Here is a 14,050-nt window from a genome sequence, read left to right on the forward strand (position 1 = left end):
GCGGCACTGGCGGTCAGCTGGTTGGTCCGGCTGCACGTGGGGGTTGCTTCGGCCGGGCTGTGGCGGCACTGGCGGTCAGCTGGTTGGTCCGGCTGCACGTGGGGGTTGCTTCGGCCGGGCTGTGGCGGCACTGGCGGTCAGCTGGTTGGTCCGGCTGCGCGGGGGAGCTGTTTCGGTCGGGAGGAGACTGACGGTCAGCCTGTCCGACTCGGCAAGTGGGCAGTAGTTTGTCTGGCTGTCCGCGCGGGCAGTTCGGCCGGCCATCTTGAGCGCTGGACCGCCGGGGGGAGCGGCAGGTGGGACGGATGTCGATCTAGCTGGCAGGATGCAGCCATGATCGAGATCGCGTACCTGACCGCCGACTCCTGGGTGGCGCCGGAGCACTTCCACGCCCGGTGGTGTGACGTGGAAACCCACCCGGAGTGGGCGCCGGGCATGGAATACCTGCGCCTCGACGGGCCGCTGGTCAAGGGCGCCCGCGGCGTGATGAAGGCGAAGGACGGCCCCGAGTGCGTCTTCATCGTTTCCGACCTCGTGCCCGGCGTCGCCTACCAGGACACCGTCGTCCTGGACGGCGCCGAGCTGACCGTGCGGCACGAATCGCATCCGCACGGCACCGGCAGCCGCCTCGAACTGCACGTCCGCATGGACGGGCCGAAGGCCGCCGAACGCGCGGCCGAGATGAACGGGCTGGCCGACGCCCTCGCCTCCGACCTGGCCGGGCTGGTCGCGCTCGTCGAACGGAACGCCGCGCGGGTGGGCTGAGCGGGCGGCGCGCTCGTCGAGCGGAATGCCGCGCGGGTCGGCTGAGTGGGCGGCGCGCCCGTCGCAACGGAACGCTGCGCGGGTGGGCTGAGCGGGCGGCGGTGCTTGTCTCCGGCCGCCGCGCACCGCAGTGTGGTGGGAATGAGTGAGATCCGGATCGGCCTGGCCCTCGGCGGGGGAGCGGTGCGCGGCGCCGCCCACATCGGCGTGCTCGACGTGCTGGACCGCGCCGGCCTGGAACCCGCGGTGATCACCGGGACCAGCGCCGGTGCGCTCGTCGGCGCGCTCTACGCGGCCGGCAAGACGCCGTCGGAGATCGCCAAGCTGGCGCAGACGCTGCGCTGGGCACGGCTGATCCGGCCGGCCCGGACCCGCAAGGCGCTGTTCGAGACGGCGAAGCTGGCCGCCTTCCTGGACAGCGCGGTCGGCGGGTTGCGGTTCGACGAGCTGAGCCGCCCGTTCGCCGCGGTCGCCTGTGATCTGACCACCGGGCGTGAGGTGGTGCTGCGTGAGGGTTCGGTCGGCAGCGCGGTGCTGGCCAGCGCTGCCATCCCGGGCGTGTTCCCGCCGGTGGACCGGGACGGGCATCTGCTGGTCGACGGCGGCCTGGTCACCATGGTGCCGGCCGCGCTGGCCCGCGGGATGGGCGCGGACATCGTGGTGGCGGTGGACGTCTCCGGGCCGCTGCCGCGCCGCCCGCCGACCACGCTGCTGCACATCATGGTCGCGGTGAGCACGCTGCAGCCGGGCGGCACGGACCGGCTCGCCGAGGAGGCCGACCTGGTGCTCTGCCCGGAAGTGGACGAGTACGCGTTCTGGGAGCTGTCCCGCATCCCCGAGTTCGAGGAAGCCGGCCGGGCCGCCGCCGAGCGGGCGCTGCCGCTGCTGCGCGCGCTGCGGGCCGCGGCCGCCGCCCGCCGGGAGTGGCAGGCCGGACCCCCTGCTTGAGCCCGGCGGTCGCGCTGCGGCCGGGAGTGGCAGGCCCGGACCCACTGCTTGAGCCCGGCGGTCGCGCTGCGGCCGGGAGTGGCTGCCGCATCGCGGCTCTGTCGTACCGATGAAGGGAAAGCTCAGCCCACTGCCACCCAGACGTCGTCGAGCAGACCGTGATATTGGTCGTTGTCGCCGTAGGCGCTCTTGCCGCCGATGCTGAGCGGATGTCCGTTGCTGACCGCGAGTCCGGCCGCGACCGTGGTGCTGCCCTGGGTGACGCCGTCCACCAGGACCGCGAGGCCGGTGCCGGCGCGCCGGCACTCCAGGGTGTGCCAGCGGTCGTCGGCCACGCTGATCCGGGCCAGCGCCAGGTGGATGGCCGGCCCGGCGACCAGCGCGCAACTGGGGTGGCCGGAGCGGCCGTCGATCTGGAGTTTGTACTGGCTGCCCTCGGTGGAGTAGCCCTTCTGCAGCACGTTCTGGCCTTTGCTGGTGCGGTTCGGCGCGAGGCGCACGGCTGCGCCGTAGCGCAGCGGGCGCGCGCCGGGATTCAGCGTGGGCGTGCTCGCCGCGCGCAACACCAGACGCGGGCACGGCCGGCCGCGAGCGCAGCGCGGCGGGAAACGCACGGCTTGACCCCGGTCATGCGGGGTACGGATGACCGTCGCGTTCCCGCCGATGACCGGGGTGAGGGTGTGCCCTCTGCCGGAAGCGTCGGCCCACGGGGCCGTGCCGTCGAAGGTGTACTGCGCGACGTAGCGCAGCGGCGGCGCCGGCACCCAGACGGCGCGGGTGCGCGTGGCGAAGCTTCCGGTCAGCAGGAGGAGCAGCAGCCCCGGCACGACGAGACGGCGGAGCGGGATGGGTGTCACGACAAGACAACGCGGGCCGTGGCGCAAACGCCACGGCCCGCGGTTGCGATGTGGCTCAGCCCTCCGGGTGGTGCGGGGCGTCGCCGCCGTCGGTGCTGGTGAAGGTGCCTTCCGGGCCGGCCGGGGCGGGCAGCCTGATCGGCTTGCCGGGGACCTTCTTGCCCGGCACGCCGTTCACCGACTCGGTCGAGTAGGCGAAGGTGAGCTGGGCGAACGCGATCAGGTCGCTGTTGACCTCGAGCGCGTGCTTGTCCAGGTTGTCGATGTCGTCGCAGGCGATGTGGTAGCACTGGTCGAACGACTCGCCGGCCACACCACCCCAGATGGCCTGCTGCTCCTCGGTCTTGACGACCTCGGCGCCGGTGAACAGGCCGCCGGACGGGATGCCCGCCTCGATGAACGCCTGGTAGTCGCTGCGGCCGGAGAACTCGGCGTCGTCGTACGGTTCACCCTTCCAGGTGTAGTACGACTCGTAGAGGTCCTCGATCGCGGTCGAGCCCGGCGGAACGGCGACCGGGGCCGGGAACGACGACTGGTCGGCGTCGTAGACCATGAAGATGTAGTTGGGCGAGCCGACCATGTCGTAGTTGAGGTAGAGCGCGATCCGGTCACGCTCGGTCTGGGTGAGCTCCTCGACGTACGCCGTGGAGCCGATCAGGCCCAGCTCCTCCGCGCCCCACCAGGCGAAACGCACGGTGTTCTGCGGCTTGACCTTCGCCATCTGCAGCGCGGTCTCCAGGATCGCGGCCGAGCCGGAGCCGTTGTCGTTGATGCCCGGGCCGAGCGACTCGCTGTCCAGGTGCGCGCCGGCCATCACGACGTTGTCGCGGTTCTTGCCGGGCAGTTCGGCGATCACGTTGACGTCGGTGCGCGTCTCGGACGGCAGGATCCGCACGTGCGCGGTCGAGCCGGCCTGGGCCAGCGCGACACCGTTGGCGAAGCTGGCGCCCACCACCGGGATGGTGATCGGCGGGTTCTCGCCGAGCGTGCCGACGATCAGGCCCTCGCGGGTCGGGTCGTTGCCCTGGTTCATGATCACGACGGCTTCCGCGCCGGCGTTCTGGGCGTTCTGCGCCTTCACGATGAAGGTGCAGGAGTTGTCGGGCGGGCCGCCGCGCTGGATCAGGGCGATGTCGTTGGGCCCGCTGAAGTCCAGGCCGGCGAAGTCGGCGGCCTCGCAGCCGCTGGTGCTGGCGCGGTCGCCGGTGAGGTTGAGGTCGACCGGGATGACCGGGCCGGTCACGTCACCGGGCGGGCTGTTGGTGAAGGCGCCGGTCTCGTACTCGGCGTTCACCGGGGTGAGCTGCTGCAGCAGCGCCGGGAAGACGAACTGGAACTCGAAGGGGTCGAAGGTGACCCGGTAGCCCGCCTTGCGCAGCTCGCTCGCCACGTACTTGACGCTGTTCGCGTAGCCCTCGGTGCCCGCGTGCCGGGTTCCGGGGTACGACGGGTCGTCGTTGCGGTCGGCGATCTTCTGGAACGCCTCGAGGTGGTCCATCACCCCGCCGAGCGTCACGCACTTGAGCAGCTCGGCGTAGGTGTCGTTGGCCTGTTTCCCGCAGGACTTGCCGTGGTGGCCGCCGGCGGTGGCCGCGGTGGCTGGTGCGAGCACCAGCACCGAGGCGGTCACGGCGGCCGCCAGCAAACGAAGCTTCATCGTTGAAATCTCCCTTGTCCACTTCGGAACACCGTCAACCTAAACGATGGTCGGCGTCGATGCACCCGACGAACGGGCGATGCCCCCCGACGATCGACCCGCGGCGATATGGTGACGCGATGCGACTCGCCCGACTACTGGCGGCCACCGTGTCCGTCGTCGTCGCCGCCACCGCGGCCACGTCGGCATCTGCCGCCCCACCTGCGGAAACCGCGGGTACACAGCCGATTCACGACTACGCCTCCGCCATCCGCGAGCAGGTGTGGGTCCAGTCCCCGGCCGACAGCGACGCCGACGGCGTGCCGGACCGGGTGGCCGTGCGCATCATCCGCCCCTCGACCGACAAACGGGTGCCGGTCATCTTCCAGCCCAGCCCCTACTACGCCGGCCTCAACGACGTCCCGAACCACGACGACATCGACCGTGACGGGGCGAGCGCCCTGCGCGCCGGGGTCAGCGCGAACCGCGCCGAGACGATCACCTTCGCCGGCTATCTCGACAACTACTTCGTGCCGCGCGGTTACGCCGTGGTCTTCGCCGACAGCCTCGGCACCGGCGGCTCGACCGGCTGCCCCACCTCCGGCGGGCACAACGAGACGCTCGGCATGAAGGCCGTCGTCGACTGGCTCAACGGCCGGGCCAAAGCCTTCGACGCGGCCGGCGAGCCGGTCCAGGCGGCCTGGTCCACCGGGCGCACCGGCATGATCGGCGTCTCCTACAACGGCACCCTGCCGAACGCGGTCGCCGCCACCGGCGTGCGCGGCCTGGAGACCATCGTGCCGATCGCCGCGATCTCCAGCTGGTATGACTACTACCGCGCCAACGGCGGCGTCGTCGCGCCCGGCGGCTTCCAGGGCGAGGACACCGACGTGCTGGCGAAAGCGGTGCTCACCAGGGAGAACCCGGAGGTCTGCGCCGGCGTGATGGCGGCCCTGGAACGCGATCAGGACCGCGAGACCGGCGACTACAGCCGGTTCTGGGCCGAGCGCGACTATCTGCGCAACGCCCACAAGGTGCGCGCCAGCGTGCTGCTGGTGCACGGGCTGCACGACTTCAACGTGCGCACCCAGCACGCCGGCCAGTGGTGGGACGCGCTGGCCCGCAACCACGTGCCGCGCAAGATCTGGCTGCACCAGGCCGGGCACACCGACCCGTTCAACATCCGGCGCGAGCAGTGGCTCAACACCCTGCACCGCTGGTTCGACCAGTGGCTCTACAAGATCGACACGGGGATCATGCGGGAGCCGATCGCCGACGTCGAGGTCGCGCCGAACCAGTGGGAGACCTCCCGCAACTGGCCGATCCCGCAGGCCCGGCCGGCCACCCTGCGGCTCGGCGACGGCACGCTGGGCGGGCGGCCGAGTTTCACTCGGCAGACCTTCGTCGACAACACCGCGCGTACGGCGGAGGACCTCGCCGCGAACGAGACGGCGATCGACCCGAACCGTCTCGCGTACCTGACGCCGCCGCTGACGAGACAGACCCGCCTGTCCGGGACGCCGGAGGTCACCGTGCGTGCCGACCTGACCGGTGACTCGCCGTATCTGACCGCGCTGCTGGTCGACTACGGTCCGGCGGAACGGTTCGCCGGCGTGCGGACGCTGCCGGTGCAGGACTGCATCGGGCCGGGCATCGAGGGCGATCCGGGCTGCTTCGCCCGCCGCGAGTACGTGACCGCGACCACCCCGTACGAGATCGTCACCCGGGGCTGGATCGACGTGCGCAACCGGCTGTCGCCGGCGGTGACCACGCCGATCCGGGCCGGCAAGGCGTACACGTTCCGGTGGAACCTGCAGTCCACCGACCACGTGTTCGCGCCCGGCCACCGGATCGGCCTGGTGCTGATCTCCACCGAGCGTGATCACACGCTGCGCTACCCGGCCGGCACCGTGGTCGGCGTGCAGCCGGGCGCCTCGCAGCTGAAGCTGCGACTGTCCTGACGTGCGTGGGGCCGGCCACCGTGGTGGCCGGCCCCCTTCTCATCCGCCGCAGCGGCCGTCGAAGACGTCGGCCTTGTTGTCGCCGGTGAAGTCGTCCGCCACGTGCAGGCTGCCCAGCGGGCAACCCGACGAGGCCAGGTTGAGCCAGCTGGTGGCGCCGCCGGAGGAGTACCGCCACTGGTTGGTGGACGAGATCGAGAACACGTCGGTCTTGTTGTCGCCGTTGAAGTCGGCGAAGCGCAGCGACGTCAGCGGGTCGCTCGCGGTGGCGAGGTTGACGTAACTGGACGCGCCGCCCGGCGAGTACCGCCACTGGCTGCCGGAGACGGAGAAGACGTCGGTCTTGTTGTCGCCGTTGAAGTCGCCGAAGCGCAGCGACGCCACGCCCGTCCCGGACAGGGCCAGCCCCGTCCAGCTGGAGTTGCCGCCGGACGAGTAGAACCACTGGGTGCCGTTGGCCCGGAAGACGTCGGTCCTGCCGTCGCCGTTGAAGTCGCCGAAGCGCAGCGCGTCGTTCGTGAAGCCGGAACTCGTCAGCGTCACCCAGCTGGACGCGCCGCCGGGCGAGTACCGCCACGTCGTGCCGTCGGCCTTGAAGACGTCGGTGGTGCCGTCGCCGTTGAAGTCGCCGAAGCGCAGGTCCGCGAGCTGGTCGCCGGAGAGCGCCAGCGGCACCCACGGGCCGGTGCCGCCGGGGGAGTAGTACCAGCGGTGGCCGGTCGCCCGGAACACGTCGGTCTTGCCGTCGCCGTTGAAGTCACCGAAGCCGACCTCGCCGACCGAGAAGGTGTACGGCGCGATCGGCGCCCACGACGAGGTGCCACCGGCGGAGAGCTGCCACTGCACGCGGCGCCCGGTCTGGTGGCAGTTGCCCGTGGTGGTGCCGTAGGTGTTCGCGCCGATCGTCAGGTTGCCGGTGAACTTGGTCTGCGCGACCGCCGTGGCGCTGCTCGCGTGCGCGAAGCAGTTGCCCGACACCACCGCGCCGGTGAACGGGCGGCCGCGTACCACGAAGGCCTGGTAGTCGGCGGTGCGGAAGCTGTTGTTCTTGACGTGCAGGACGTCGCCGGCCCACGGCTCGCCGTTGGCGTACTCCTCGTTCTCGCCGTGCATGTCGAAGGCGTGCGACTGCGGCGCGGCCGTCACGACGTTGAACCGGGCCTCGTAGCGCTCGGTACGGTAGCCGGTGCCGGCGATGGAGTGCCGGTTGTGGGCGAACGTGTTGTCCTCGATGACCGCGCTGGAGTGGTCGTGGACCATCACGCCGTAGCCCAGGCCGGTGCGCCGGTTGTGGTGGATGTTGTTGCCGCGGACCCGCACCTCGAGGGTGTTGCGCACCGCCACCGCGGCGTGCGACCAGCCGAACATCTCGTTGTTCTCGATCAGCAGGTCGGAGGCGTCGCTGGCCGAGATGCCGTCGGAGTTCGAGTACTCGTAGGGGTCGTCGCGGATCAGCTGGTCCGGCCCCTGCAGCCGCAGGCCGATGATTCGGGTGCCGCTGCCGGTGACGGTGAACTGCGGCCACGTCTCCTTCAGCACGATCGACTCGGTGTTGTAGAGCCGCGCACCCAGCGAGCCGTTCTCACCGCGGTTGCTCGCCAGGGTCACCCCCGCCGGGATGGCGATCCGCTTGTGCCCGGTCAGGTCGATCTGAGCGGCGCCGTCGACGAACACCGTGTCACCGGCCGTCGCGCTGCTCAGCGCCGCCAGCAGCTCGTCCCTGGTGTCGACCACGGTGGTCGCGGCGGCCGCCTGAGCGATCGCCGGACTGCTTCCCGTGATGACGAATGCGGCCGCGGCAGCGATCGCTGTCCAGCGCCGTCTTCCGTTGAGCAATGGGGGCTCCTCTGTGGAAGTGATCATCGAGCCGCGAAACTAACATCGATGACCGTCGGCGGGCTGCCCCCTCAGGCGGTCGATCCGTCGGGCCCGAGACCCCACCGCCTGATGCGTTGCGCCTCGGCGCGGTCCGCGTCGTCGCCGATCGCCAGAAGCTCGACGAGCCGGCGCGCGCTGGTGGCCGTTCCGGCGACGACCTCGGCGCGCAGCCCGGCGAAGTCCCGTTGCTCGACGAGCAGCCCCACCAGCTGCTCGGCGGCGTACCGGTCACCGGCGTCGGCCCGCTCCCGCAGCTCCGTCACGTCGCCGGCCCGGGCGAGCACCGCGGCCAGCTGCTCGGCGGCGAACCGGTCACCGGTGCCGGCCCGCGCGCGCAGCTCCTCGAGACGTCCCTCCGCGGCCAGCAGGACCGCCAGCCGCCGGGCGGCGACCGGGTCGGCGCCGGACCGTTTCCGCAGCTCCGCGAGGTTGCCCTGCTTGACCAGCAGACCGACCAGGCGGCGGGCGGCGAACTCGTCCCCGGTGTCGGCCCGCCGTCGAAGCTCGGTCACGTCGCCGCGTTTGACCAGCAGCGCCACCAGGCATCCGGCCGCGAACTCGTCGCCGCCTTCGGCCCGGTCGCGCAGGTCGTCGATGTGTCCGCGCTCGGCCAGCTGCTCGACCAGCCGCCGGGCGGCGAACCACTCGCCCGCGTCGGCCCGCTCCCGCAGTTCGCTGAGGTCGTCGCGCCCGCACAGCAGGCCGGCCAGCTCCCGGGCGGCGAAGCGGTCGCCGCGATCCGCCCGGTCGCGCAGTTCCGAGTGGTCGTCGGAGCCGGCCAGGACGCTCGCCAGCCGGCGGGCGGCGAACTCGTCGCCGGCGTCGGCGCGGGTGCGCAGCTCGTCCAGCAAGTGCTTCCCGGCCAGCAGGCCCGCCAGCCGTTCGGCGGCGAAGAAGTCGCCGGCGTCGGCCCGGCTCCGCAGCGCGTCGAGATCGCCCTGGCCGGCCAGGAGATCTCCCAGCCGTTCGGCGGCCGGCCGGTCGCCGGCCTCGGCCCGGGCCCGCAGCTCCTCGACGTCGCCGGTCCGGGCCAGCAGATCCACCAACCGGGCGGAGGCGACCCGGTCACCCGAGTCGGCCCGGTCCCGCAGCTCCACGAGGTGGCCGTGCCTGGCCAGCGCCTCCGCCAGGTACGTCGCGGCGAACGGCTGGCCCGTGTCGGCCCGCTGACGTAGCTCGGCCAGGTTGCCGTTGCGCGCCAGCGCCTCCGCCAGCAGCTCGGCGGCGAACCGGTCCCCCTCGTCGGCCCGTTCCCGCAGGTCCCGCACCCGGCCGTGCGCGGCCAGGAGCTTCGCCAGGTTCTCGGCGGCGACCGTGTTGCCGGACCGGGCCTCCGATCGCAGGCCGTCGACGTCGTCCTGTTCCACCAGCAGCCGCACCAGCCGCTCGCCCGCCTGGGGATCGCCGTCGTCCGCGCACTGCCGGAGCAGGGACCGGGCGTGGCCGTACAGCCGGCGGTTGTCGGCGCTGAGCGCCAGCCGCCGCCGGTCCTCCGGCGAGTGCGGGTGATCCACCAGGGCCTGCCAGGTGACCGCGGGCACCGGCGCGGTACGCCGCTGCCGGCTCACCTGCTGCAGCAGGTAGTCGGCGACGCTGTAACCGAGGACGCGGCGCCGCTCGGCGTCGTACTCCTGCCGCAGCGGCGCGGTGGCCGGTTCGGGCTCCGTCAGCTCGATGATGGCCCGCTCCAGCGCGGAGTCGTCGGGGTGGGCGGTGGTCAGATATCCCCGGGCGCACGCGCAGAGCAACTCGGCGGTGAGCGGCGCCTGAATGCCGAGCCGCCGCGCGTCCACGGCGGCGTGCAGCACGGCCTGCGCGGGACCGCGGGCCTGCTGGTAACGGCGGATCAGGCGGGGCGCGCCGGCGAGCGTCTCGGTCACGTTGAAGTCGCGTACGGCCAGTGCCCGCCCGAGCCGGGGATCGCTCGGGGCCAGCGCGACCGTCGCGATGCGCTCGGCCTCGGAGAAGCTCTCCAGCGGGACGTCGTGCAGACGCTCGTCGCTCAGCACGTCGTACGCGCCGGGATGCCGCGGCTGCGCCGGTCCGCCCGAGGCATCGGTGTCCAGGGCCCGCAGCTCGGTCGCGTGGGCCGGCCACAGGGTGCCGACGATGACCACCGGCGTGGCGGCGTCGAGCAGGCGGCGCACCGTCGCCGGGGTGATCGGCGTGGACCCGGGCGTCAGATAGGGGCCGGGCAGAAAGCGCTGCAGCTCGTCGAGCCACACCAGCAGCGGCGGAAGGGTGTCGTCGGCGATGCGTTCGGCGAGGTCGTTGACCATGTCACCGTTGCCGAGGTCGGGGGCGAGCAGGGTGATGTCGCCCAGTTCGGCGCGGACCACCTCGTACAGCAGCCGGGTCTTGCCGACCGAGGAGTCGCCGACCACCACCAGCATCCCGCCGTCCCGGCGGGCCTGCCGCATCCAGGCCTGCACCTCGGGCTGGACGTCGCGGGCCACGAAGGTGGGCAGGGCCGGATCGGGCCCGCTCGGTGGCCGGCGGGCGTGCTCCGCTCCGGGTTTCCACCAGGGCGGTCTCCACCACGGTGCCGGCGCGACCTCGTGATGCTGGCCGGCATCGTTGCCGGGCAGCGGAATCGCCTGGTGGACGCGGAGCGCCAGCGGCTGGTTGGCGACGTCGCCGAGCCGCGGCAGCCTGGCCGGCCAGTCCGGGGCCGGGTGGCGGCGCGGCGGGTGCGGCGCACCGGTGACCGGTGCCGTGTAGACCACCTCGGCCCGGTGGATGACGGGACCGGGCGGGGCGGCTGCCGCACCGCGCCGGTGCTGGACGACGGTCAGGATCACCAGCAGCAGGACCAACGCGGCCAGGACCGAACCCATCAGCTTCCAGTCCTCGGCCCAGGTCCACTCCTTCGGCAGGATCCCGGTGAAGACGTTGGTGACCGCGCCGACGAGCGCCGTGACGATGACGATCTGGACGAGCGACAACCAGCCGGGCTGCCGAGCGGGCGACTTCGATCGCTGCCTCACGAGAGGATGATGGCGTCTTCCACCGTCCTGCCGAAAGGGTCCGACCGGGTGCCGGTGGAGACCGGTCTGCACCGGCTGCTGGGACGGCAGTGGCCTCGCCGATCGACTCGACGAGGCCATCGCCCCTGGTCAGCAGGCTGGAGCACGAACTCGGCGGGACCGCCGACGCCGCCCTGGCCGCCCGGCTCTGCGTCAGAGCTTTCCGGCGCCCGCGCCGGCCTGCACCAGCGCGGGCACGTTCGCGGCCGGATCCATGGTGTACGGGTAGTACGTCCGCGGCTCCACCACCGTGCCGCCCGCCTCGCATGGGCCGGAGCCGGTGAACAGGTTGCCGCGCTGCACCAGCCGCCCGGGGCCGCTGTCGGCGTAGCCGCTGGTGGAGAAGCACGGGTACGGCACGCCGGTGAAGGCGTTGCCCTCCACCACCACGCCGCCGTTCATGGTGGAGGCGACACCGTAGAGCTCGTTGCCGTCGAACCAGTTGTTGTAGACGTGCACCGGCTCACCGAAGCGCACCCGGGGATGCCGCTGCCGGGAGCCGTCGAACCAGTTGTGGTGGATGGTCACCTTGAGACGGCCGACGTCGGTGCCGGACGCGCCGTCGGAGTGGCCGATCAGCATGCTCTTGTCGGTGCCGGCGAAGTGGTTCCACGAGACGGTCACGTAGTCGGCGCCGCGCACCACGTCGATCGACCCGTCCACCGGCCGGCGGAAGGTGTTGTGGTCGATCCAGATGTGATGCGACTGCTGACCGACATTGATCGCGTCGTCCTCGGCGTCGACGAAGGTCAGGTTCCGCACGATCACGTTGTACGACCGGTAGAAGTCGAACCCGCCACCGGAGATCGTCGGGTTCGCGCCGATCCCGATGATCGTCTTGTTCGGGCGTACCCCCTGCTTGCTGGTGATCTCGATGGTCCCGCTGACCTGGATGATCATCGGGCCGACCGTGTCGATCGCGTCCAGCAGCTCATCGGTGGTGTCCACGGTCACCGTGGGACCGCCCACCCCGCCGGTGGTGGTGCTCAACCCGAGCGCGGCGACCGCCGCGAACCCGTCGACCGTCGAGGGCGCGGCCGCCGCCGGTGAGGCGGCGGCGAGTGAGCCGGCGACCAGCACCGCCGCGAGAAGTGTCCGCATCAGATCCTCCCCACACCGGCGCCGGCGGTCACCAGGGACGGCACCGACGACGCCGGGTCGAGCTGGTAGGAGTAGTAGCCGGACGGCTCGGCGACGGTGCCGCCCGCCTCGCACGGACCGGAGTTCACGAACACGTTGGCCCGCTGGACCAGGCGGCCCGGATTGCTCTCGGCGTACCCGCCGGTGGAGTGGCACGGGAACGCCACGTTCTCGAAGTAGTTGCCCTCGGCCACCACGCCGGCGTTCTCGGTGGACGCGATCCCGTAGAGCCCGATGTCGTCGTAGTAGTTGTTGTAGACGTGCACCGGCTCGCCGAACCGGACCCGCGGATGCCGCTGGTTGGAGCCTTCGAACCAGTTGTGGTGGTAGGTCACCTTCAGGTAGCCGACGTCCTCGCGGTAGTTGTCCGAGTGGCCGAGCAGCATGGTCTTGTCGGTGCCGCGGAATCGGTTCCAGGACACCGTCACGTTGGTCGACTTGCGTTTGATGTCGAGCGAGCCGTCGTAGCCGGGCAGGAACTCGTTGTGGTCGATCCACACGTGGTGGGCGCCGTTGGTGACGCTGATCGAGTCGTCGTCGGCGTCGCTGAACCGGATGTTACGGATGATCACGTTGTTGCCGGGCCGGGTGGTGGTGCCCAGCTGCAGCCCGCCGCCGGTGATCTCTGCGGTCGAGCCGACCCCGAGGATGCTCTTGTTGGCCACCACGGTGATCATGTCGCTCGCGGTGATCCGGCCGGAGATCAGGATGGTGTACGGGGTGTTGGCCCCGGCGTACCGGGCCAGATCGGTGGCGTTCGTGACGGTCACCGTGGGCCCGGCGGCGCCACCGGTGGTGCCGGTGGCGAACCCGTCGGCCGTGCTTGCCGGCGCCGCCATGACGAGCCCACCGGCCGCCAGCACTGCCGCGAGGAAGCCGTGCATCAGATCCTCCCTACGCCGGCGCCCGCCGGCACGATGGTCGGCACGGACGAGGCGGCGTCCGCGGTGTACGGGTAGAACGTCCGCGGATCCGCCACCGTGCCCCGGGTCTCGATGGCGTGGTTGCAGTCGACGAGGATGTTGTCGCGCTGCACCATCCGCCCGAGCGGCCCGCTGAAGTCCACCCGCCCGGGGTTGTTGACGCTGGAGAAGTAGTTGCCCTCCACGAACAGCCCGGAGTCGTTGGTGGACGCGATCCCGTAGCTGTTGTCCCGGTAGTAGTTGTTGTAGACGTGCACGATCGGCGCGAACCGCACCCGCGGGTTCCGCTGGTCCGAGCCGTCGAAGTAGTTGTGGTGGTAGGTGACCCGCAACCGCCCCGCGTCCTGCGCCCCGTTGTCGTCGTCGTGCCCGAGCAGCAGCGTCTTGTCGTGGTCGTGGAATCTGTTCCACGACACGGTGACCAGGTCCGAGCCGCGCTTGATGTCGACCGCGCCGTCGTCGCCGTTCGAGAAGTCGTTGTGGTCGATCCAGATGTGGTGGCTGAACATCTGCACGTTGATCAGGTCGTCGCTCGCCCCGGAGAGCCGGAGATTGCGGATGATCACGTTGTGCACGGCGCCGGCCGGTGGGCTGGTCGCGGAGGAGACCGGCAGGCCGATGGTGAGCCCGCCACCGACCAGGGCGGCGGTCGAGCCCAGCCCGACGATGGTCTTGTTCGAGGTGACCCGGTGCATGCCGTCGGTGGTGCCGGTGGGCAGCGTGATCGTGCCGGAGACCTGGATGACGTACGGGCCGGGCCGCGCGATGTGGTCGAGGAACGCCGCCGGGGTGCTGACCGTGACGGTCGGCCCGCCGGCGCCTCGCCAGCCAGCTGGAGCAGCCGGTGCCGCCGGTGCTGAGCGAGCAGATCGCCGAGGCGAGCGGGCCGGGGGAGCGGATCGCCGTGGTGGTGGAC

Annotated in this window: 9 protein-coding genes and 1 pseudogene; 3 read left to right on the forward strand and 7 right to left on the reverse strand. The window is 71.5% G+C overall.

What is annotated here, in order from left to right:
* Nucleotides 1-333: 333 nt before the first annotated feature.
* Both AB0F81_RS43775 and AB0F81_RS43780 read left to right on the forward strand, forming a co-directional pair.
* Nucleotides 334-765: a hypothetical protein gene (locus AB0F81_RS43775; RefSeq protein WP_360208747.1), complete on the forward strand. Its 432-nt coding sequence runs from the start codon at nt 334-336 to the stop codon at nt 763-765.
* A 141-nt stretch (nt 766-906) separates the two neighbouring features.
* Nucleotides 907-1,713, forward strand: coding sequence for a patatin-like phospholipase family protein (locus AB0F81_RS43780; RefSeq protein ID WP_360208750.1), 807 nt, complete (start codon nt 907-909; stop codon nt 1,711-1,713).
* 122 nt (nt 1,714-1,835) lie between these two features.
* Here the strand turns inward: AB0F81_RS43780 and AB0F81_RS43785 are convergent, their stop codons facing one another.
* Both AB0F81_RS43785 and AB0F81_RS43790 read right to left on the reverse strand, forming a co-directional pair.
* A complete protein-coding gene (locus AB0F81_RS43785) occupies nt 1,836-2,570 on the reverse strand; it encodes a LamG-like jellyroll fold domain-containing protein (RefSeq protein WP_360208753.1) in 735 nt (244 codons plus the stop codon).
* 55 nt (nt 2,571-2,625) lie between these two features.
* Nucleotides 2,626-4,227 carry a M28 family metallopeptidase gene (locus AB0F81_RS43790; protein ID WP_360208756.1) on the reverse strand — a complete coding sequence of 534 codons (1,602 nt, stop codon included), beginning with the start codon at nt 4,225-4,227 and terminating at the stop codon, nt 2,626-2,628.
* A gap of 119 nt (nt 4,228-4,346) precedes the next feature.
* On the opposite strand from AB0F81_RS43790, the gene AB0F81_RS43795 reads away from it, so the two are divergent.
* Nucleotides 4,347-6,167 carry a Xaa-Pro dipeptidyl-peptidase gene (locus tag AB0F81_RS43795; protein ID WP_360208758.1) on the forward strand — a complete coding sequence of 607 codons (1,821 nt, stop codon included), beginning with the start codon at nt 4,347-4,349 and terminating at the stop codon, nt 6,165-6,167.
* A gap of 39 nt (nt 6,168-6,206) precedes the next feature.
* On the opposite strand, the gene AB0F81_RS43800 is transcribed toward AB0F81_RS43795, so the two are convergent.
* The 5 genes and pseudogenes from AB0F81_RS43800 to AB0F81_RS43820 form a co-directional block, all read right to left on the reverse strand.
* The gene (locus AB0F81_RS43800; RefSeq protein ID WP_360208761.1) at nt 6,207-8,003 is read right to left on the reverse strand and encodes an FG-GAP-like repeat-containing protein; all 1,797 of its coding nucleotides are present in this window, start codon (nt 8,001-8,003) and stop codon (nt 6,207-6,209) included.
* A gap of 71 nt (nt 8,004-8,074) precedes the next feature.
* On the reverse strand, nt 8,075-11,032 hold the full coding sequence (locus AB0F81_RS43805) for a hypothetical protein (RefSeq protein ID WP_360208764.1): 2,958 nt from the start codon (nt 11,030-11,032) through the stop codon (nt 8,075-8,077).
* 192 nt (nt 11,033-11,224) lie between these two features.
* Nucleotides 11,225-12,172 carry a right-handed parallel beta-helix repeat-containing protein gene (locus AB0F81_RS43810; RefSeq protein WP_360208767.1) on the reverse strand — a complete coding sequence of 316 codons (948 nt, stop codon included), beginning with the start codon at nt 12,170-12,172 and terminating at the stop codon, nt 11,225-11,227.
* Nucleotides 12,172-13,095 carry a pectate lyase gene (locus tag AB0F81_RS43815; RefSeq protein ID WP_360208770.1) on the reverse strand — a complete coding sequence of 308 codons (924 nt, stop codon included), beginning with the start codon at nt 13,093-13,095 and terminating at the stop codon, nt 12,172-12,174. Before AB0F81_RS43815 ends, AB0F81_RS43810 begins: the two co-directional genes overlap by 1 nt.
* A pseudogene (locus AB0F81_RS43820) lies at nt 13,095-14,050 on the reverse strand (pectate lyase); the annotation flags it as partial. The gene AB0F81_RS43815 and the pseudogene AB0F81_RS43820, both read right to left, overlap by 1 nt.

The sequence above is a fragment of the Actinoplanes sp. NPDC024001 genome, assembly GCF_040638955.1.
In the GTDB taxonomy this organism is placed as follows: domain Bacteria; phylum Actinomycetota; class Actinomycetes; order Mycobacteriales; family Micromonosporaceae; genus Actinoplanes.

Excerpts from the sequence above, each read along its gene's own strand:
- AB0F81_RS43775 (WP_360208747.1), top strand. The coding sequence starts at position 334 with ATGATCGAGATCGCGTACCTGACCGCCGACTCCTGGGTGGCGCCGGAG.
- AB0F81_RS43780 (WP_360208750.1), top strand. The coding sequence starts at position 907 with ATGAGTGAGATCCGGATCGGCCTGGCCCTCGGCGGGGGAGCGGTGCGC.
- AB0F81_RS43790 (WP_360208756.1), bottom strand. The coding sequence starts at position 4,227 with ATGAAGCTTCGTTTGCTGGCGGCCGCCGTGACCGCCTCGGTGCTGGTG.
- AB0F81_RS43795 (WP_360208758.1), top strand. The coding sequence starts at position 4,347 with ATGCGACTCGCCCGACTACTGGCGGCCACCGTGTCCGTCGTCGTCGCC.
- AB0F81_RS43810 (WP_360208767.1), bottom strand. The coding sequence starts at position 12,172 with ATGCGGACACTTCTCGCGGCGGTGCTGGTCGCCGGCTCACTCGCCGCC.
- AB0F81_RS43815 (WP_360208770.1), bottom strand. The coding sequence starts at position 13,095 with ATGCACGGCTTCCTCGCGGCAGTGCTGGCGGCCGGTGGGCTCGTCATG.